This window comes from Mycolicibacterium sp. CBM1 (assembly GCF_054073305.1).
Genome location: NZ_JBSXPP010000011.1, coordinates 116,067 through 134,435, shown reverse-complemented (window position 1 = coordinate 134,435; position 18,369 = coordinate 116,067). Strand labels below are relative to the sequence as shown.

Annotated in this window: 20 protein-coding genes, 1 tRNA gene and 1 pseudogene; 19 read left to right on the top strand and 3 right to left on the bottom strand. The window is 66.4% G+C overall.

Annotation, left to right across the window (positions count from 1 at the left end; genetic code table 11):
* Nucleotides 1-20: 20 nt before the first annotated feature.
* From ACXDF8_RS16230 to ACXDF8_RS16215, 4 genes and pseudogenes are all read left to right on the top strand, one after another.
* The gene (locus ACXDF8_RS16230) at nucleotides 21-644 is read left to right on the top strand and encodes a VOC family protein (protein ID WP_457224288.1); all 624 of its coding nucleotides are present in this window, start codon (nucleotides 21-23) and stop codon (nucleotides 642-644) included.
* A 35-nt stretch (nucleotides 645-679) separates the two neighbouring features.
* On the top strand, nucleotides 680-1,153 hold the full coding sequence (rnhA, locus tag ACXDF8_RS16225; RefSeq protein ID WP_457224287.1) for a ribonuclease HI: 474 nt from the start codon (nucleotides 680-682) through the stop codon (nucleotides 1,151-1,153).
* Between the two features lie 261 nt (nucleotides 1,154-1,414).
* Nucleotides 1,415-1,501: pseudogene (locus ACXDF8_RS16220) on the top strand (DUF2510 domain-containing protein); the annotation flags it as partial.
* A gap of 48 nt (nucleotides 1,502-1,549) precedes the next feature.
* Nucleotides 1,550-2,836 (top strand): exonuclease domain-containing protein, encoded by a 1,287-nt coding sequence (locus tag ACXDF8_RS16215; protein ID WP_457224351.1) that lies wholly within the window; start codon nucleotides 1,550-1,552, stop codon nucleotides 2,834-2,836.
* 110 nt (nucleotides 2,837-2,946) lie between these two features.
* Here ACXDF8_RS16215 and ACXDF8_RS16210 read toward each other — a convergent pair whose 3' ends face one another.
* Nucleotides 2,947-5,232 (bottom strand): ATP-dependent DNA ligase, encoded by a 2,286-nt coding sequence (locus ACXDF8_RS16210; protein WP_457224286.1) that lies wholly within the window; start codon nucleotides 5,230-5,232, stop codon nucleotides 2,947-2,949.
* Between the two features lie 32 nt (nucleotides 5,233-5,264).
* Here ACXDF8_RS16210 and ACXDF8_RS16205 point away from each other — a divergent pair, with 32 nt between their 5' ends.
* The 12 genes from ACXDF8_RS16205 to ACXDF8_RS16150 all read left to right on the top strand — a co-directional run bounded on the left by ACXDF8_RS16205 (nucleotide 5,265) and on the right by ACXDF8_RS16150 (nucleotide 14,725).
* The gene (locus ACXDF8_RS16205) at nucleotides 5,265-5,489 is read left to right on the top strand and encodes a hypothetical protein (protein ID WP_457224285.1); all 225 of its coding nucleotides are present in this window, start codon (nucleotides 5,265-5,267) and stop codon (nucleotides 5,487-5,489) included.
* 36 nt (nucleotides 5,490-5,525) lie between these two features.
* Nucleotides 5,526-6,443, top strand: coding sequence for a non-homologous end joining protein Ku (gene ku / locus ACXDF8_RS16200; RefSeq protein WP_457224284.1), 918 nt, complete (start codon nucleotides 5,526-5,528; stop codon nucleotides 6,441-6,443).
* A 116-nt stretch (nucleotides 6,444-6,559) separates the two neighbouring features.
* Complete coding sequence (locus ACXDF8_RS16195) at nucleotides 6,560-7,351, top strand: SDR family oxidoreductase (protein WP_457224283.1); 792 nt, start codon at nucleotides 6,560-6,562, stop codon at nucleotides 7,349-7,351.
* 8 nt (nucleotides 7,352-7,359) lie between these two features.
* Nucleotides 7,360-8,436: an NAD(P)H-dependent amine dehydrogenase family protein gene (locus tag ACXDF8_RS16190; protein WP_457224282.1), complete on the top strand. Its 1,077-nt coding sequence runs from the start codon at nucleotides 7,360-7,362 to the stop codon at nucleotides 8,434-8,436.
* Between the two features lie 25 nt (nucleotides 8,437-8,461).
* Entirely contained in the window at nucleotides 8,462-8,782 is a 321-nt protein-coding gene (locus ACXDF8_RS16185; protein ID WP_457224281.1) for a hypothetical protein, read from the top strand.
* 34 nt (nucleotides 8,783-8,816) lie between these two features.
* Nucleotides 8,817-9,056, top strand: a complete 240-nt coding sequence (locus ACXDF8_RS16180) for a hypothetical protein (RefSeq protein ID WP_457224280.1) — start codon at nucleotides 8,817-8,819, stop codon at nucleotides 9,054-9,056.
* A gap of 101 nt (nucleotides 9,057-9,157) precedes the next feature.
* Nucleotides 9,158-10,381 carry an Nramp family divalent metal transporter gene (locus ACXDF8_RS16175; protein WP_457224279.1) on the top strand — a complete coding sequence of 408 codons (1,224 nt, stop codon included), beginning with the start codon at nucleotides 9,158-9,160 and terminating at the stop codon, nucleotides 10,379-10,381.
* A gap of 11 nt (nucleotides 10,382-10,392) precedes the next feature.
* Nucleotides 10,393-11,466, top strand: a complete 1,074-nt coding sequence (locus tag ACXDF8_RS16170) for a poly-gamma-glutamate hydrolase family protein (RefSeq protein ID WP_457224278.1) — start codon at nucleotides 10,393-10,395, stop codon at nucleotides 11,464-11,466.
* Nucleotides 11,467-11,551: 85 nt separating this feature from the next.
* A complete protein-coding gene (locus tag ACXDF8_RS16165; RefSeq protein ID WP_457224277.1) occupies nucleotides 11,552-12,346 on the top strand; it encodes a DUF1365 domain-containing protein in 795 nt (264 codons plus the stop codon).
* Between the two features lie 50 nt (nucleotides 12,347-12,396).
* A complete protein-coding gene (locus tag ACXDF8_RS16160) occupies nucleotides 12,397-12,960 on the top strand; it encodes a sigma-70 family RNA polymerase sigma factor (protein ID WP_457224350.1) in 564 nt (187 codons plus the stop codon).
* Between the two features lie 10 nt (nucleotides 12,961-12,970).
* Nucleotides 12,971-13,744, top strand: coding sequence for an anti-sigma factor (locus ACXDF8_RS16155; protein ID WP_457224276.1), 774 nt, complete (start codon nucleotides 12,971-12,973; stop codon nucleotides 13,742-13,744).
* 147 nt (nucleotides 13,745-13,891) lie between these two features.
* Complete coding sequence (locus ACXDF8_RS16150; protein WP_457224275.1) at nucleotides 13,892-14,725, top strand: LLM class F420-dependent oxidoreductase; 834 nt, start codon at nucleotides 13,892-13,894, stop codon at nucleotides 14,723-14,725.
* Nucleotides 14,726-14,737: 12 nt separating this feature from the next.
* Here the strand turns inward: ACXDF8_RS16150 and ACXDF8_RS16145 are convergent, their stop codons facing one another.
* Nucleotides 14,738-16,159 carry an APC family permease gene (locus ACXDF8_RS16145; protein ID WP_457224274.1) on the bottom strand — a complete coding sequence of 474 codons (1,422 nt, stop codon included), beginning with the start codon at nucleotides 16,157-16,159 and terminating at the stop codon, nucleotides 14,738-14,740.
* A 371-nt stretch (nucleotides 16,160-16,530) separates the two neighbouring features.
* Here ACXDF8_RS16145 and ACXDF8_RS16140 point away from each other — a divergent pair.
* The 3 genes from ACXDF8_RS16140 (at nucleotide 16,531) to ACXDF8_RS16130 (ending at nucleotide 17,483) form a co-directional block, all read left to right on the top strand.
* Nucleotides 16,531-16,603 (top strand) — tRNA-Arg (locus ACXDF8_RS16140).
* A 106-nt stretch (nucleotides 16,604-16,709) separates the two neighbouring features.
* A complete protein-coding gene (locus ACXDF8_RS16135; RefSeq protein WP_457224273.1) occupies nucleotides 16,710-17,324 on the top strand; it encodes a dihydrofolate reductase family protein in 615 nt (204 codons plus the stop codon).
* 33 nt (nucleotides 17,325-17,357) lie between these two features.
* A complete protein-coding gene (locus ACXDF8_RS16130; RefSeq protein WP_457224349.1) occupies nucleotides 17,358-17,483 on the top strand; it encodes a CGNR zinc finger domain-containing protein in 126 nt (41 codons plus the stop codon).
* Here the strand turns inward: ACXDF8_RS16130 and ACXDF8_RS16125 are convergent.
* Nucleotides 17,480-18,163, bottom strand: a complete 684-nt coding sequence (locus ACXDF8_RS16125; RefSeq protein WP_457224272.1) for an ANTAR domain-containing protein — start codon at nucleotides 18,161-18,163, stop codon at nucleotides 17,480-17,482. The two genes, ACXDF8_RS16130 and ACXDF8_RS16125, sit on opposite strands and share 4 nt — an antisense overlap.
* Between the last annotated feature and the right edge of the window lie 206 nt (nucleotides 18,164-18,369).

The following is an 18,369-nucleotide window of genomic DNA, read 5'->3' as shown; positions in this document are numbered from 1 at the left end:
CTGGGTGTGATGATGTCGGCATGACAGTCAGCGTCGATGAGCTTCTGGTCGCCGACCCGGCCGACGCGTGGCGACAAGCAGGGTTCGATGTCGACGCCGACTCGGTATGCCGGGTCGGTGGGGTTCGGCTGCGACTCGTCGGGCGCGACCGCGGCGCCGGCATCATCGGCTGGTTCCTGAGCGGTATCGAACGAACCGGTGACCTCGACGGCATCCCGACGACGACCTCCAACACCGCACCCGCGGACCCGGGCACTCATCCCAACGGTGTCACCGGAATCGACCACGTCGTGCTGCTGTCCCCCGATCTGAGCCGCACCGTCGAGTCGCTGGCCACGATCGGGGTGCTACCCCGCCGGGAACGCGACACGGAGATGGGCGGGCGGCCGATGCGGCAGATCTTCTTCCGCCTCGGCGAGGTGATCGTCGAGGTCGTCGGCTCGCCGGACACGGCGGGTGACGGCCCATCCAGCCTGTGGGGCATCACGTACGTCGTCGACGACATCGACGCGACAGCCGAATTCTTCGGGGACCGGACCCTGCCGGTTAAGGACGCCGTCCAGCCCGGGCGCCGGATCACCACGCTGCGGCACAGCGACCTCGGGATCTCGGTGCGCTCGGCGATGATCTCGGCGCGCCGGTGAGCGACGCACCGCAGTTGATGCCTATTCTCGCGGGCATGCAAGACGACATCGTCGTCATCCACACCGACGGTGGATGCCGCCCCAACCCAGGCCCGGGAGGCTGGGGCGCGGTGCTGCGCATGCGTGAGCACGTCCGGGAGATGTGCGGCGGCGAACCCAGCCAGACCAGCAACAACCGCATGGAGCTGACGGCGCCGATCATGGCGTTGGAAGCGCTCACCCGCACCGTGAGCGTGCACCTCTATACCGACAGCACCTACGTCCGTAACGGCATCACGAAGTGGGTGCACGGCTGGGAGCGCAACGGCTGGCTGACCGCAGCCAAGGAACCGGTCAAGAACGTCGACCTGTGGCAGCGGCTGCAGATCGCCTGCGCGCGCCACCGGGTCGAGTGGTTCTGGGTCAAGGGCCACTCCGGTGTCGGCGACAACGAACTGGCCGACGCCCTGGCGACCCGCGGTCTGCAGGAGGCGCTGGCGCTGAGTTCCACTGGTATCCAAGGCTTCTGAGGGAATTCTAGTTAACGTTCGCATCATCGGCCGATCACCGACTCCCTTGACTTGGCATTGAGCCACTAAGGGATCCTGACGAGACGAGCAGTTGCCGCGACGCTCGGTTCGTTTGGAACGTGACGTCCTCTAGATTCTGCCGAGATATGGGCATTCCAAGCCGAATGGGCAAACCCGCACACCTTGTCGCAATACGTCGGTATTGTCCCGCTCGGAAATAGCCGCCAGGGCATCTGGCCAGGTCATCGGGGAGACGAGAGTATGCCACTTGCTGGTTGGTACCCAGATCCTTGGAGGCATGCCCCCCTACGTTGGTGGGACGGGCATCAGTGGACGTCCGCAACACATGGGGCACACCCGATAGCAGCCGCACCGCAGCATGGTCTCCACCGACTCATGGGCGATGCCGACCGCATAGCGGTCGTAGACGTCGAAGCCACGGGCTTGTACAACAAGGACCGCGTGGTCGAGATCGCTATCGTCACCCTGGACGGTAATGGCACGGTCACGGACGAGTTCGACACCCTCATTAACCCCTCGCGCGACGTGGGTCCGACGTGGATACACCAAATCACCCCGTCGATGGTCAGCAACGCGCCCACATTCGACCAGGTTGTTGGCCACATCGCCGCCCGACTCCATGGTGCTGTTTGCGTCGGTCACAATCTGAAGTTCGACTCTCGCATGATCGGGGGTGAGCTTCAGAGAGCAGGTGTCGAAATCGACTGGGGCTGGGGCCTCGACACGCTGTCGGTCACAGGATGCAAACTCGGCCAAGCATGCAGCGAACATGGAGTGCAACTGGATAACGCGCACCGCGCACTGGCTGACGCTCGAGCTACGGCGCGCCTAATGGTCGCCGTCGCTGATTACTTCAACCAGGAAAGCAGGGCAGCACGCGCCCATCCGATCCAACTCGCTCCGATTCGGATCTGCACACGCGATGGCCACAGCAATGCGGATGCGCCCGCCCCTTATTTAGCGCAGCTCGCCGCGGGCATGCATACTCAGCCTGACATCGCTCCATACGTTGCACTCCTCGACTCTGCACTCGCCGATCTTGCGCTCACCCACGACGAACGAGACGAACTGGCCTCGTTGGCGACGCAACTCGGACTCAATGACCACCAGATCCGTTTAGCACATCGCACTTTCCTCGACGGTCTCGTAAACGCAGCGCTAGAAGATGCGGTTGTAACCGACGATGAGATCGATCAATTGTGCAGAGCCGCAGCACTGCTGGGCCTTGATCTGGAACTTGTCACCAAGCGCACCGACACGTTCCGAACAGTCTCCGACAGCATCCAACTTGAATCAGGGCTAGAGGTCTGCTTCACCGGGTCGGCTGTAGACGAGTACGGGAACGAGCTTGATCGCACTCGGCTCGAGTCTCTTGCTGCTAGCCACGGCCTGATTCCAAAATCTTCGGTAACAGCGAAAGGTTGCCAACTAGTGGTCGCCGCAGACACAGCATCCAGATCCGGCAAAGTGGAACAGGCACGACGCTTCGGCATCCCGATCGCAAGTGTCGGCGACTTCGTGATGGCGATACGGACCAACACTCCTCTCGATGTCATTCGACTCGAGGCCGCCGGCGTTGCCCTGGTATGCGTGAATTGCGGTCATTCGTGGGTTGGCAAGCGCCGCAAGCGTGAACCGCTCTGTACGACTTGCACTACGTAGGCAGATCATCCTTCCCTAACGGGCACACGCAAACTTCTTAGGTCCGAGCCAGTCGGCGTCATAGGTGCAGGAAGATGACCGGAACGCACCGCGCAACGTTGAGCGTGACGCTACTTCTCGACGACTACATCGGCAGGCTCCTTGTCCGGCCGCAGGCCGCGCCAGCTCGGGTGGCGCAACCGGCCGTCCGAAGTCCACTCGCCGTAGCGCACCTCCCCCACCAGTTCCGGTCGCACGTAGGTCACACCTTTGGCGTCGAGCCTGGGAAGTACTGTGGCAAAGGGTGATTCGTCGGTGTGCAGCGGCGCGAGGATCTCCTTCAGCCGCGCCAGCTCCTTGTCGGAGAAACCTGTGCCGACCCGGCCGACGAAACGCAGTCCGCCGTCGTCAGGAATGCCGAGCACCAACGCACCGATACCGCTGGAGCGTTCGCCGTTGCCCGCGCGCCACCCGCCGATCACGACCTCTTGGGTGTTCCAGTTCTTGTCTTTGATCCAGGCGGCCGACCGCCGTCCCGGCTGATAAGTCGAGTCCCACCTCTTGGCGACGACACCCTCCCACTTCCTCTTGCGGGAAAACTCGATCGCATCCGGTCCGTCACCGTCGATCAGCGGTGGCACGATCAAATTGGTTCCCTCGGCGAAGGCGTCCAGCACCTGGCGCCGGTCGCGGTACTTCGCCTTCAGCAACGAGCGGCCGTCGAGCCGCAGGATATCGAACGCCCAGAACTCGATCCTGGTCGCGCGCACCCGGTTCTGCATCTCGCCGAAATTCGGTACCCCGTCGGCGTCGAGCGCCACCACCTCGCCGTCGAGGATGACATCGTGATCGGCGAGATCCGCAGCCAACGACTGCAATTGGGGATAGTCAGCGGTGAAGTCTCGTCCACTGCGCGACTGCAACCGCAACCGACCGTGGTCGGCCTCCAGGAGCAGCCGGTAGCCGTCGAACTTGCCCTCGAACCCGTACTGCGCCGCAGTCAGTTTCTCGACCGAACCCAGTGTCGCCAGCATCGGCGAGTAGTCCGCCAGCCTGGGTCTGGGCTGTTCCTTCATCCGATGCGCCAACCATTGGTCGCCCTTGGTCTGGATCAGCGCGTAACGCCCCGAGATCCGCGCACCGTGCAGATCGACGATCACCTCGCCACCCTTGTCGGCACCGGAGTCCCTGAACTTCTCCGCCTCGTACGTGCCGGAATCCCAGATGGTCACCGTGCCGCCGCCGTACTCGCCCTTCGGGATCTCCCCCTCGAACGTCGCGTACTCCAGCGGGTGATCCTCCGTATGCACGGCCAGATGATTGACCGCTGGGGTGTCCGGCAGGTTCTTGGGCACCGCCCACGACACCAGAACGCCGTCGCGCTCCAGCCGGAAGTCGTAGTGCAGCCGACGGGCGTGGTGCTCCTGGATGACGAAGCGGTCATTGTTGCCGACCACCGGTGGCGGCGTGGGCACCGGTTCAGGCGTCTTGGCCGAATCACGCATGCTGCGGTAGGTACTCAGCCGGTCTTCTCGTGGGACGTCAGCATCCAGGTCGGCCAAGAGATCACCGTGCTCGGCCACCCGCGCCAGCACCTCGGTGTAGTCCAGGTGGCGCAACCCGGGATCGCCGATCTCATCCCACGTGCGCGGCGCCGCAACCGTCGGATGATCCCGGCCCCGCAGCGAGTACGGCGCGATGGTGGTCTTGGATCCGTTGTTCTGGCTCCAGTCCAGGAACACCTTGCCTGCCCGCAGGCTCTTGGTCATCGTCGCGGTCACCAGTGTGGGCATGGTCTGCTCGAGCTGCTGGGCCGCCCGACGGGCCAGCACCACCGCACCCTTGCTGCTGACCGGCTCGGCCAGCGGTGCGTAGAGATGCAAACCCTTGCTACCGCTGGTGAGTGGATACACCGTCAACCCGATGTCCTCCATCAACTCACGCACAGCGTTGGCGACCTCGCACATCTGCGGCATAGTCACCCCTTCACCGGGGTCCAGGTCGAACACCAACCTCGTTGCGGGCCCGGGCTTTCCCGCGGAGGTGAATCGCCATTGCGGCACATGGACTTCCAGCGAAGCCTGCTGCGCGATCCAGGCCAATCCGGTCGACGAGTCGATGATCGGGTAGGTGGTGGTGCCCGATCGGTGCACCACCGTGGCGCGGTTCAGCCAGTCCGGTGCCGAACTGGCAAGCTGTTTTTCGAAGAATGCCGGCTCGGACACGCCGTTGGGCCAGCGCTTGCGGGTGACCGGGCGCCCCGCGATATGCGGCAGCATCACCTCGGCTATTGCGGTGTAGTACCCGAACACGTCGGCCTTGGTGGTGCCGGTCGCCGGGTAGAGCACTTTGTCGGGGTTGGTCAGCGCAACACGGGGTCCGCGCGTCGCTCCCGGCGGCCACACCTCATTCACCATCCCACGGTAGTACCCGCTGCTAGGTTGGACTAGTGACCAAGAGGGTGGTGGCAGCACTGATGGCGCTGCCCGCACTGATCGGCGTGCCGCAGGCCGGCGCCGATCCCGAGGATCACGTGCCCTACTGCTCGGGCGACCAGACGCCGATGAACAGCAACTGTCGGCTCGCGCCGTCGCAGAGCAACGGGGGCAGTGCGCCGGGGGCCAACCCGGACCTACCCGTCGGGGTGAATCCGGGAGTGCAACCCGCCGTCTGACCCCGGTTCGGCCCGTCTCGCCTGCATACTGGACTTATGCGTTCCATCTGGAAAGGCTCGATCGCCTTCGGTCTGGTGAACGTCCCGGTCAAGGTGTACAGCGCCACCGAAGACCACGATCTGAAGTTCCATCAGGTGCACGCCAAGGACAACGGCCGGATCCGCTACAAGCGGGTGTGTGAGGTATGCGGCGAAGTCGTCGAATTCCGCGACATCGCCAAGGCCTTCGAGTCCGACGACGGACAGACCGTCGTGATCACCGACGAGGACATCGCCACCCTGCCCGAGGAACGCAGCCACGAGATCGAGGTGGTCGAGTTCGTGCCGGCCAGCGAGATCGACCCGCTGATGTATGACCGGAGCTACTTCCTCGAGCCCGACGGCAAGTCGCCGAAGTCCTATGTGCTGCTTGCCAAAACACTCGCCGATACCGACCGGGTGGCGATCGTCCACTTCGCACTGCGCAATAAGACACGGTTGGCGGCGCTGCGCGTCAAGGACTTCTCCAAGCGCGACATCATGGTGGTGCACACCCTGTTGTGGCCGGACGAGATCCGCGACCCAGATTTCCCGGTGCTCGACAAAGAGGTGGAAATCAGGCCGGCCGAGTTGAAGATGGCCGGCCAGGTGGTGGAGTCGATGACCGACGACTTCCACCCCGAGCAATTCCGCGACACGTATCAGGAACAGCTCAAGGAATTGGTCGAGGCCAAGCTGGCCGGCGGCGAAGCGTTCACCTCCGAGGACCAGCCCGCCGAACTCGACGAAACCGAAGACGTCTCCGATCTGCTGGCCAAACTCGAAGCCAGCGTCAAACGCCGGCGCGCACAGTCGGGCGCTTCCGAGGACGACTCCGACGACGCCGTGGCGAAGAAAGCCCCCGCCAAGAAGGCACCGGCAAAGAAAGCTCCCGCGAAAAGGGCTCCCGCCAAGAGGGCCGCCACCAAGAAATAACTCGCCCCAAACCCGTTCGTGACCGAATTAGAACGTGTTTCAATTGGCTTCCGAAATCGGGGCCATCCGATCCCCCGGTCTTGTTACGGTGTTCGGCGACAAGGGAAGAGACACACGTGATCCTCGATAAGTTCCGCCTTGACGGTCAAGTTGCAGTAGTCACCGGCGCCGGCCGCGGGCTGGGCGCGGCGATCGCCGTTGCCTTCGCCGAGGTCGGCGCCGACGTGGTCATCGGCTCCCGCACCCAATCCGAGTTGGAGGCCGTCGCCGCTCAGATCGAGGCCGTCGGACGCCGTGCCCACATCGTCGTCGGCGACCTCGCCCACCCGGAGACGACGGCCGAGCTGGCCGGAAAAGCGGTCGAGGCGTTCGGCAAGCTCGACATCGTCGTCAACAACGTCGGCGGCACCATGCCCAACGCACTGATGAACACCAGCGTCAAGGACATGAAAGACGCGTTCACCTTCAACGTCTTGACCGCCCACGCCCTGACGCTCGCGGCTGTGCCGCTGATGCTGGAGCATTCCGGCGGCGGCAACATCATCAACATCACCTCGACCATGGGCCGGCTGGCCGGTCGCGGGTTCGCCGCGTACAGCACTGCCAAAGCCGCGCTGGCGCACTACACCCGGCTCACCTCACTGGATCTGTGTCCGAAGATCCGGGTCAATGCCATCGCCCCGGGATCCATCCTGACCTCGGCGCTTCAGATCGTCGCCTCCAACGACTCACTGCGCGACCCGATGGAGAAGGCCACCCCCATGCGCCGCCTCGGCGATCCGCTCGACATCGCCGCCGCGGCGGTCTACCTGGCGTCACCGGCGGCGAGTTACCTCACCGGCAAGATGCTTGAGGTCGACGGCGGTCTCATCGTTCCCAACCTCGACCTTCCGATCCCCGACCTGTAAGGAGCGCCATGCCCATCCGCGTCGCACAGATCGGCACCGGCAACGTCGGTGTCCACGCCCTGACCGCCCTGATCAGCAACCCCGAGTTCGAGCTGACCGGCGTCTGGGTGTCGTCGGAAGCCAAAGCGGGCAAGGACGCCGCGGAGTTGGTCGGGCTGGCCGGCTCCACTGGCATTACCGCGACCACCGATCTCGACGCGGTACTTGCGACGAAGCCGGATTGTGTCGTCTACAACGCCTTGGCGGACAACCGGCTGCCCGAGTCGCTGGAGGACTACCGGCGCATTCTGGCTGCCGGCGTCAACGTCGTCGGCAGCGGCCCGGTGTTCCTGCAGTGGCCGTGGCAGGTGATTCCCGACGAGATGATCAAGCCGTTGGAAGATGCTGCCCAGCAAGGAAATTCGAGCCTTTTCGTCAACGGCATAGATCCCGGCTTCGCCAACGATCTGCTGCCACTGGCGCTGGCCGGCACCTGCCAGAGCATCGAGCAGATCCGGTGCATGGAGATCGTCGACTACGCCACGTACAACAGTGCCGCGGTGATGTTCGAGGTGATGGGCTTCGGCAAGCCGCTCGACGAGATCCCGATGCTGTTGCAGCCCGGTGTGCTGAGCCTGGCCTGGGGCTCGGTGATCCGTCAGATCGCGGCCGGCCTCGGCCTCGAACTCGACGGCATCGAAGACATGTACGTGCGCGAGCCCGCACCCGAGGACTTCGACATCGCCTCCGGCCATATCGCCAAGGGCACCGCCGCGGCACTGCGATTCGAGGTGATCGGATTGGTCGGCGGCGCCCCCGTCGTCGTCCTCGAACACGTCACCCGGCTGCGCGAAGACTTGTGCCCGGACTGGCCGCAACCCGCGCAGGAGGGCGGCAACTACCGCATCGAGATCACCGGCGAACCTTCGTACGCCGTGGATGTCTGCCTGAGCTCACCCAACGGCGACCACAACCACGCCGGGCTGGTCGCCACCGCTATGCGACTCGTCAACGCCATTCCGGCCGTCGTCGCAGCACCGGCGGGCATCTGCACGACCATCGACTTGCCGCTGGTCACGGGCAAAGGGCTGTACGCTGCTGGGTAGGGGACCAACCAGGAGGGACAGACCTATGCGGCTCACAATCGGCTACGCGTTTGCGATCGTCATCGCGGCCGGTGGCGCAGCGGGCGTTCTCGCTCCGCAGGCACTGGCCGACACCACCCTGATCGCCCCCTCAGTACCCAATTGCGTCGAGACCGGCGGCAGCTCCGTCATCGGTGGCAACTCCACCGAGTGCGGCACCCCCGGCAACGTCCAGCTCAACGCCACCCCGGAAGTGCCCGAAGACTTCGCCTACCCCTGGGGCGACGAGTTCTACGGTCCCGCACTGATTTTTGGCGCCCCCGGCGCTGGAGGCGGCGGCGGCGCCCACGGCGGCGGCGGTCGCTAGCTCCTTCACTGCGCGGCCACTTAGGAGGCCCACCATGCGTGCCACGATCGTTCTCAGCGCCCCGATACTGATTGCCGCGGCTGTTCTGCTCGCTGCCCCGGCAGCAGCGGCACCACCGCAGTGCGTCGACACCGGACCGAACACCACGGTCTGCCAGACTCCGGGCCACTCCCAGATCACCACCTCACCGAACCCCGCCCTGCAGAACCCGCTCGCCGGCTGGGGCTTCGGCGGCATCGGGATCGGGCTGGGCGGAGTGTTCATCGGGCTGTGACGCCGCCCGCCCTCCCCCGGTAGCCGGTCGCCTTCAGGCTCTGGGTAGATTTCGGTAGACCTTACTTTTTACTTCGTCGTCCCGGACAGAAAGCGCGACGGTTGGCATTGGTCACCCGCTTCCCCAAGGTGGGCTGGTCCCTGTTGGGCCCCGCCTTCGTCGCCGCCATCGCCTACGTCGATCCGGGCAATGTCGCCGCCAACGTCAGCGCGGGCGCCCAATTCGGCTTCCTGCTGGTTTGGGTCATCGTGCTGGCCAATGCGATGGCCGCCCTGGTGCAGTACCTGTCGGCGAAACTGGGACTGGTCACCGGCCGTTCGCTGCCCGAAGCCGTTCGCGACCACACCCGCACACCCACCCGCATCGCCTTCTGGCTTCAGGCCGAGCTGGTCGCGGTGGCCACCGACCTCGCCGAGGTGGTCGGCGGCGCGATCGCACTGCACCTGCTCTTCGGGCTGCCCCTGCTGCTCGGCGGCGTGGTGACCGGCGCGGTGTCCCTGGTGCTGCTCGCGATCCAAGACCGCCGCGGGCAACGGGTCTTCGAACGGGTGATCACCGGCCTGCTGTTGGTGATCGCCATCGGATTCCTGTCCAGTCTGTTCGTCCACACACCGCCGGCCCGAGACGTCATCGACGGGCTGGTCCCCCGCTTCGACGGCCCGGAGAGCCTTCTGCTGGCCACCGCAATGCTCGGCGCGACGGTGATGCCGCACGCGGTGTACCTACATTCCGGCCTGGCCCGTGATCGCCACGGGCATCCCGCTGCAGGGGCGGCACGCTCACGGCTGCTGCGCGTGACGCGCTGGGACGTCGGGATCGCCATGCTGGTCGCCGGCGCAGTCAACATGGCGATGCTGCTGGTTGCGGCCACCAATCTGCAGGGTCGTCCCGACACCGACTCGATCGAGGGTGCGCACGCGGCGGTCCGCGACACCCTCGGACCAACCGTCGCACTATTCTTCGCCATCGGGCTGCTGGCCTCCGGCCTGGCGTCGACGTCGGTGGGGGCCTACGCCGGCGCAATGATCATGCAGGGGCTGCTGCGTAAATCCTTCCCCCTGCTGCTGCGCCGGGTGGTCACCCTGATCCCCGCGCTGGTGGTGTTGGGGGCCGGCGTCGACCCGAGCCGCGCGCTGGTCATCTCCCAGGTGGTGCTGTCCTTCGGTATCCCGTTCGCGCTGGTCCCGCTGGTGCGACTGACCAGTAAGCCGACGCTGATGGGCGCCGACGTGAACGCGCGGCTGACGTCGGCCTTCGGCTGGACCGTCGCCGCGGTCATTACGCTGCTGAACGTGGTGTTGATCTATTTGACCCTCGCCCGCTGATCGCGGCCCCGATGTCGCCGGCCCAGTGGCCCCTCCCGAGGCACCCGTACTTCGCTTACGGGTCGAACCTCTGCGTGCAGCAGATGGCCCGGCGCTGTCCCGAAGCCATCGACCCGCGCCCAGCCGTTCTCACCGACCACGACTGGCTGATCAACGAACGCGGGGTGGCCACCGTCGAACCCTTCGCCGGCGGCACCGTGCACGGTGTGCTGTGGTGGGTCTCCGACCACGACCTGGCGACGCTCGACAGCGCCGAAGGCGTCCCGGTCCGCTACCGACGCGACCGGCTGACCGTGCACACCGACAGCGGTCCGGCACCGGCCTGGGTCTACATCGATCACCGGACCGAACCGGGCCCGCCCCGGCCCGGCTACCTCGAGCGCATCGTCGACGGCGCGCTGCACCACGGTCTGCCGCGACGCTGGATCGATTTCCTGCGCCGCTGGGACCCGGCCCACTGGCCCGGCTCCAGAGTCGCGAATGATCATGGCCCGCAGACACTTTCCGAACTCCTCGCCGATCCGGCAGTGACCGAGGTGAGCCGGTTGCGATCCCGGTTCGGGTTTCTGGCCATCCACGGCGGCGGTCTGGAGCAGATGACCGACGCCATCGCCGAGCGCGCCGCCGACGCCGCCGGCGCATCGCTGTACCTGGTGCGCCATCCCGAGGACTACCCCCACCACCTGCCGTCGGCGCGCTACCTGGCCGCCGAATCGGAGCGGCTGGCCGAATTCCTGGACCACGTCGACGCGGCGGTGTCGGTGCACGGATACGGCCGCATCGGACGAAGCACCCAGCTGCTGGCCGGCGGTAGCAACCGGGCGCTGGCCCGGCATCTGGCCGCCACCATCGAACTGCCCGGCTACCAGATCGTCGCCGACCTCGACGACATCCCCGCCGAGCTGCGCGGCCTGCACCCGGACAACCCGGTCAACCGGGTTCGCCACGGCGGAGCACAGCTGGAACTGCCGGCACGGGTGCGGGGCACCAGCCCGCGCAGCCAACCACCCGAGCGCGACGGACTGTCCGCGGCGACGTCGGCGCTGGTCGCAGGGTTGGCCGCGGCCGCGCGATCCTGGCAGTAGAAAACTCCGCACGGCCACCCATCCATCGCGGCGGGTGCTCCGAATACCGGTTGTGGAACCGATGAGCACCCGTGGAGGCCCTCCGATGATGACCCCTGCGCTGTACCGGACCCGGATCACCCACCTGCGCAGGTCGCCGGTGCATCACTACGCCGAACATCGCAGCTACGCCTGGTACGTCGACGTAGACGAGCTGCCCCAGCTGCCCCGGTGGCTGCGACCCTTCGCCCGCTTCGAGGCGGTCGACCACTTCGACGGCGGCCCGCAGGACACCCTGCGGCAGCGCGTCGACAAGGTACTCGCCGAGCACGGCATCCATCTGGCCGGCGGGCGCGTCACCGCTTTGCTCATGCCGCGCGTTCTCGGCCGTGCATTCAATCCGCTGAGCCTGTACTGGTGCCACGACGGCGACGGCACGCTGCGCTGTGCGATTGCCGAAGTCCACAACGACCACGGCGAGCGGCATGCGTATCTGCTTCCCCCCGAAGAAGATTCGCCGGTCATGGTGATGAAGGAGTTCTACGTCTCGCCGTTCACCGGCGTCGACGGCTACTACCTGGTGAAGGCGCCGCGGCCCGACCAGAAATTGGACCTGACGTTGTCGCTACACCGGGAGAACCAGCCCGCGCTGGTGGGCACCGTGCGTGGGACCCGGCGGCCGGCCACGGCCGGTCAGGTCCTGCGCATGCAGTTCAGCGCACCGCTGGCGCCGCAGGTGGCCGCCCTGAGCATGCGCATGCAGAACCTCATCCTGCGGCTGCGTGGGGTACCCGTCGTTCCGCGCCCGGCGCACGACATGCCGCGGGTTCCGCAGTCCGTCAGCGTCCAGCCGGCCACTCCCGGCTGGACCACGCCGAATTGCTCGTGGATGCCATCGTGACCTCCGTGGTTGACGCGCCCGCTACGCTACGGCTCGATGCCAGTGACAACTTGCGGACAGCGGCGTTGACCACTGCCGAACTCGACGTCCTGCTGCGCCGGGTGGCGCAGCGGGACGCGGATGCCTTCGCTGCCCTGTACGACGCCACCCGGTCGCGGGTCTACGGCCTGGTCACCAGGGTGCTGCGGGACCCCGGCTACAGCGAGGAAACCACCCAGGACGTCTACCTGCAGGTGTGGCGGACGGCCGAGAGTTACGACCCCGCATCGGGTAGCGCCCTGGCCTGGCTGCTCACAGTGGCGCACCGTCGCGCCGTCGACCGGGTGCGCTCCGAGCAGGCCGCCACGCAACGGGAGTCCCGCTACGGCGCGGCGACGGTGGAGACACCCTCGGATCACGTTTCCGACGACGTCATCAGTGCGGACGAGCGTCGCCAGGTTGCCACCTGCCTTGACGGCCTGACCGAGGTGCAGCGCGAGTGCATCGACCTCGCCTACTACCAGGGGCTGACCTACGTGCAGGTGTCCGAACGGCTGGCGGCCAATCTGGCCACGGTGAAATCGCGCATGCGCGACGCACTGCGCGGCCTGCGCAATTGTCTGGGCGTGCGATGAGGGTGCTGCGATGACTCGACCACACGGGAGCTCAGGAGGCTCCGACGGCTCCGGCGACTCGGACAGCGGGGACCTGCTGGAACTGGCGGTGCCGTATGCCCTGCATGCGGTGTCCGACGCCGAACGCGACGAGATCGAGAGTCAGCTTGCCCGCGCCGGGCGCGAACAGGCTGACGCGTTCTACGACGAGGTGCGGGCCGTGCGCGAAACCATGGCCGTGGTGTCGTCGGTCAGTGCCACCGAACCGCCGTCGGCTCTGCGCCAGCGGCTGCTGTCCGCTGTCGCCGACGGCAACGTGCGCACGTTGCCGGTCCCCGAGCGGCCATCCCCGGCCGGCCGCAGTCGACGCACAGCGCTGCTGTCGGTCGCGGCGGCGCTGGTGATCGGTCTCGGCGCCGTCGGCGTCGGGCTGTCGCTGCGGCCAGAGCAGGCGGCGCCGTCGACGGCACAACAGGTGTTCGCCGCACCGGACGTGCACACCGTCTCCGGCGCCATCCCGGGTGGCGGCACCGCCACCGTGGTGTTCTCGCGCGAGAAGAACGCCGGCGTGCTGGTGATGAACGACGTGCCGAAGCCCACCCCCGGCACCGTCTATCAGATGTGGCTGGTCAGCGACAAGGGTGACACCTCGGCCGGGACGATGGACGACAAGGCGGTGACGCCGTCGACGACGGCCGTACTGCCCGACCTGGGCAACTCCAAGGCCTTGAAGTTCACCGTCGAGCCGGGCAGCGGCTCCACCCAGCCGACCGGCCAGGTGGTCGCCGAACTGCCGCTGGTCTAGCCGAATTCCAGCGTCGCCGCCGCTGGGGACATTCACGATGTGCGGGCATGCCCGCGCGGGTTGCGCGCCGAACCTGGTACGGCGCGCGATGCCGCAGACCGGGACCGCTGCTGTCGGCGCGTGATGCCGCGGCCCTAGCATTCGCCGATGGGCAGAGACTTTCGCTTCGGTATCGGTGTCCGATCGGTGAAGTCGGCACAACGGTTGCGCGAGACCGTGAAACGGTTCGAAGACCTCGGCTTCGACGTGTTGCACGTGCCCGACCATCTCGGGCGCTTCGGAGTTCCCGCGCCGTTTCCCACCATGGTGGCCGCCGCCGAAGCCGCCAAGACCATGCGGGTCGGCACGTTCGTGATCAACGCGGCCTTCTACAAGCCGGCGCTACTGGCCCGCGACGCGGTGGCCGTCGACGTCCTGACCGACGGCCGCCTGGACTTGGGCCTGGGCACCGGGTATGTCCGCGAGGAGTTCGAGGCCGCCGAGATGCCGTACCCGAGCGCCGGGCAGCGGGTCGACCATCTTCGGCACACCACCGAGTACCTCAAAGCCACCGCGCCGACCATCCCGATCCTGGTCGCCGGCAATGGCGATCGCGTGCTGCGCATCGCCGCGCGGCACGCCGACATCATCGGACTGACCGGTGGCGGGGTGCCCGAACACCCCGGCCACGACCCGCTGGCCGAGCGCATCGAGTTCGTCCGCGCCGCCGCCGGTGACCGGTTCGACGAACTGGAACTGAACATCGCGATCACCGGGGTGCCGACCGATTCGTCGGGAATCCCGGATCTAGCCTTGACCCGTGGCTACGCGCCCGAGGCCACCGAGGACCAGCTAATGGCCCTGCCGACGGTGCTGACCGGAACTCCCCGTGACATCGCCGCCACCCTGCGCGACCGTCGGGATCGCTACGGCATCACCTACTTCACCGTGCAGGATTACCACGCCGAGTACTTCGCGAAGGTCATCGCCGAATTGCGGTGAGCCGCACGTTGTTCAGCGTTGTTGGCGCTCATCTGTATAGTACGGGGCGCGCCCGACGCGCGAGGAGATCAGCGACAGCACCACGCCCGCCAATGCCAGTCCGACCCCGAACGTGAGCTCGATACCGGTCAGCGATCCGGTGGCGATGGCGTAGACGATGACGAACGCCATGAACAGCGCACCCAACCCCGGCAGTAGCCCACCCAACACGAAATCGGTTGCCGAGGCGGTGATTTGACGGCGGTAGCACCAGATCGCGGTGGTGGCTGTCAGCAGGTAGAACATCGCCGCCATCAGCCCCAGGGTGCTGACGATATTGGACAGGGCATCGCCGATCGCGCCGATCAATGTCGAGCCCCACAGGAAGACGATGTTCAGTAGGCCGAACAGAATGGTGGCGTTGAACGGGGTGCGGAACGGCGCTCGCACTCGGCCGAACCACGACGGGATGACTCGGTCGCGGCCCATCGCGTAGCCGATGCGCGAGGCGCTGACGATCGCGGCCAGCAGTGAGGCCAGCGTTCCGCCGAGCACCGCGACGATCATGACCTTGCCCCAGAACGAGCCGCCGAGCCGCTCGCCGATGAAGGCCAGGATGTTGGCCGCATGGTCCTGCATGTCCTGCATCGAGGCGACGCCCTGGAAGGCCAACACCGACACCGAGTAGATGACGAAGAGGATGACGACACTGGTGACGGCGGCGCGCCCGGCCTTCTGTCCGGAGGACTCCTCGCCGACGTAGGCGGCGGTGTCCCAGCCGGAGTAGAGGAACACGGCCAGCAGGATTCCCGAGACCAGTGACTTGAAGCCGCCCGCGCCGCTGATGGTGAACCAGTCCGCGTTGGGGGTGACGACGTCGGGGTGGCCGTGGGCGATGTAGACGATCGCCGCCACGGCGAAGCCGATCAGCAACGCGTATTCGAAGATGGCCCAACCGAGTTGGAAACGCGCCGAGAGCGATGCGCCGAGGGCCGCCACGGTCATCACGACGAGGTTGAAGACGGTGCCCACCGCCGCGACCGCGACGGTGTTGTTGGCGGCGTCGTCAGAGAACAAGCTCAGCAGGTAGCTGCCCAACGGGATGGTCAGGCTGGTGGTGCCGACGGTGTAGTAGAGCAGCATGATCCAGCCGGCGAAGAAGCCCGCGTGAGGGCTGAGGACCCGGCCCACCCACGAGTAGGTGGCTCCGGCGCTGGGTTGCCAGGCGTGCAGTCGCTGGTAGCCCAGCGCGATGCCGAGCATCGGCACGAAGCAGATCAGGATGGGCAGGAAGCCCGCGTAGGCCACCGTCGCGAGGATCGCCGCCATCGAGACGGCCACGCTCTGAATCGGCCCGGAGCTGGCCAGGGCCATGACGACGACGTCGACGCCGCGCAACGCTCCAGACTTGAGGCCGACCGCGTCCTGACCGCCTTCTGCTGTTTCCGCTGACACTGCGCCTCCGCTCGCGATGGATGTGCGCGGCGGGTTCACCGCGATCACCTACTGTGCATACTTTGTATGTTAAGCGTGTTTCACATAGGTCAATTTTGGAGAATCCTTCCTCTTCACAGGTGGTTGGTAGGCGTCAGGGCAGGTGGGTATACAGAGGGGCGTCGACGTCGTTCCCTGATCGCCCTGCGTGGGACGGGTTCATCTCGCCGCGGGGCGGGTATCGATCCCCGATTGTCCGATGCGAGCCTTGGCGAAGGAGGCAGCCATGATTCGACACCCCGTGTCCACGGCGGCCGCGGCAGGCGCTAGCCCCCTGCGCCCCTGCCACCATGGGCGGGCGCCCGGTGCACGGTAAGCTGCCACCCGGGTCAGCCCCCGTAGCTCAGGGGATAGAGCACGGCTCTCCTAAAGCCGGTGTCGCAGGTTCGAATCCTGCCGGGGGCACTTTGTGACTGTTTGACCTCGGCTGATGCTTGACGCGATGAGTTTCGTCGTCCACCGGAGTCTCTCCCAGGGCGACCGACGCAATTCTCAGCCGGATGGAGGCCCCGTGCCCAGAACCAATCTCTCGATGTCGATATCCGCCGACGGCTACGTGGCCGGACCCGATCAGAGCGAAGAACACCCGCTCGGCCGTGGCGGCGAGGCGCTTCATCACTGGCACCTGGGACCCGCCCAAGACCACCCGGTCAACCGCCAGGTGGTCGCCGACATGCTCGACGGGATGGGTGCGACGATCATGGGCCGCAACATGTTCGGGCCGGTCCGTGGCCCATGGGGTGACTCCGACTGGACCGGTTGGTGGGGCGATACCCCGCCGTACCACTGCCCCGTGTTCGTCTTGACCCATCACCCGCACGACCCCATCGAGATGCGGGGCGGCACCACCTTCCACTTCGTCACCGACGGCATCGAATCCGCCTACGCCCAAGCCGAGGAAGCGGCCGCGGGACGGCCCATCTCGATCGCCGGCGGCGCCTCCTGCGCGCGGCAGGCGATCGCCGCGGGCCTGGTCGACGAGATAGATCTGCAGATCAGTCCGGTGCTGCTCGGATCCGGGGAGCGACTCTTCGACGGATTCGACGCGGGCAGGCCCACGCTCGAGCTGGCGCGGGTGCTCGAAGCGCCCGGCGTCGCCCACCTGCGCTACCGCGTCGTGCGCTGACTTCGCAGAAGTGCCGACCCCGTCACCACGCCGCTGCAAAACCCTTCGTGCAGTATAGTTTTCGTCGCCGCAGACAGCCGAAGAAAGTTCTGCACGCAGAACATCTGCGCCAACCGGACCCGGGTGGCTCGCCACTACCGGCGGCACCGCTCCGGCTAGTCCCCGCGGGTCTCGATCACCCGGGTCGCGATGTCCACCAGGCGGGTGTTGGTGGTCTGGGAGAGTTCCCGCAACATCTCGAAGGCCCGCAGCGCGTCGACCTTGAACCGCTCCATGATCACGCCCTTGGCCTGCCCGATGGTGTCGCGCGTACTCAGCGCCGATTCCAGTTGTTCGCCGTGGCGGCTGGCAATGATCGCCGAGGCGGCATGCGCGGCGAGCACCGAACCGATCGCCTCGGACTCCCCGTTGAACGCGTGCGGCCGCAGGCTGAACAGGTTCAGCGCGCCCGCGGTCGTATCGCTGGTATAGAGCTTGAACGACAGCCCGCTGCACACGCCCAGTTCGGCGACCTCGCGACTGTACGAGGGCCAGCGGCGTTCGGTGGTGAAGTCGTCGGTCCGCACGATCAATTCGTCGACGGCAGCCTCGATGCAGGGTCCCTCACCGCACTTCTCCTGCAGTTCGTCGATCCGGTAGATCAGATCCGAGGTGCCGAACAACGATTCGAACTTGCCGCCTTTACCGATCAGCAGGACGCCACACGTATCGGTGCCGGGGATCATCTCGATCGCGGCCGCAGTCACCCCGGCAAGCACCTCGTCGGCCTTGCGGGGCGGCGCGGTCGCTCTGGCCAGCTCGGCCATCCGCACCGCCAGGTCGTGGTTGGGCGAAGACATGTTCCAAGAGTTCCCCACCGGCGGGAAATTAACGCCAGCGCCTTCCCGTCGGCACGTTTGCCGATTCACAGGCGGGGCAATGCTGCGCCCAGGCGGACATGGCTGTCGACAGCTACGCCCGCCGAGGTCCCGTCGGTTCAGACCGCGAGCCGGCGGGACCGCCTGGTTTGGCCAGCTCCTGAAAATCCGGCCCGTCACTCTCTTAG

Bases quoted from the DNA above. Each gene is read 5' to 3' on its own strand.
- ACXDF8_RS16215 (WP_457224351.1), top strand. From the start codon at position 1,550: ATGGGCGATGCCGACCGCATAGCGGTCGTAGACGTCGAAGCCACGGGC.
- ACXDF8_RS16165 (WP_457224277.1), top strand. From the start codon at position 11,552: ATGATGACCCCTGCGCTGTACCGGACCCGGATCACCCACCTGCGCAGG.
- ACXDF8_RS16210 (WP_457224286.1), bottom strand. From the start codon at position 5,232: ATGGTGAATGAGGTGTGGCCGCCGGGAGCGACGCGCGGACCCCGTGTT.
- ACXDF8_RS16230 (WP_457224288.1), top strand. From the start codon at position 21: ATGACAGTCAGCGTCGATGAGCTTCTGGTCGCCGACCCGGCCGACGCG.
- ACXDF8_RS16150 (WP_457224275.1), top strand. From the start codon at position 13,892: ATGGGCAGAGACTTTCGCTTCGGTATCGGTGTCCGATCGGTGAAGTCG.
- ku (WP_457224284.1), top strand. From the start codon at position 5,526: ATGCGTTCCATCTGGAAAGGCTCGATCGCCTTCGGTCTGGTGAACGTC.
- ACXDF8_RS16170 (WP_457224278.1), top strand. From the start codon at position 10,393: ATGTCGCCGGCCCAGTGGCCCCTCCCGAGGCACCCGTACTTCGCTTAC.
- rnhA (WP_457224287.1), top strand. From the start codon at position 680: ATGCAAGACGACATCGTCGTCATCCACACCGACGGTGGATGCCGCCCC.
- ACXDF8_RS16155 (WP_457224276.1), top strand. From the start codon at position 12,971: ATGACTCGACCACACGGGAGCTCAGGAGGCTCCGACGGCTCCGGCGAC.
- ACXDF8_RS16185 (WP_457224281.1), top strand. From the start codon at position 8,462: ATGCGGCTCACAATCGGCTACGCGTTTGCGATCGTCATCGCGGCCGGT.
- ACXDF8_RS16125 (WP_457224272.1), bottom strand. From the start codon at position 18,163: ATGTCTTCGCCCAACCACGACCTGGCGGTGCGGATGGCCGAGCTGGCC.
- ACXDF8_RS16180 (WP_457224280.1), top strand. From the start codon at position 8,817: ATGCGTGCCACGATCGTTCTCAGCGCCCCGATACTGATTGCCGCGGCT.
- ACXDF8_RS16190 (WP_457224282.1), top strand. From the start codon at position 7,360: ATGCCCATCCGCGTCGCACAGATCGGCACCGGCAACGTCGGTGTCCAC.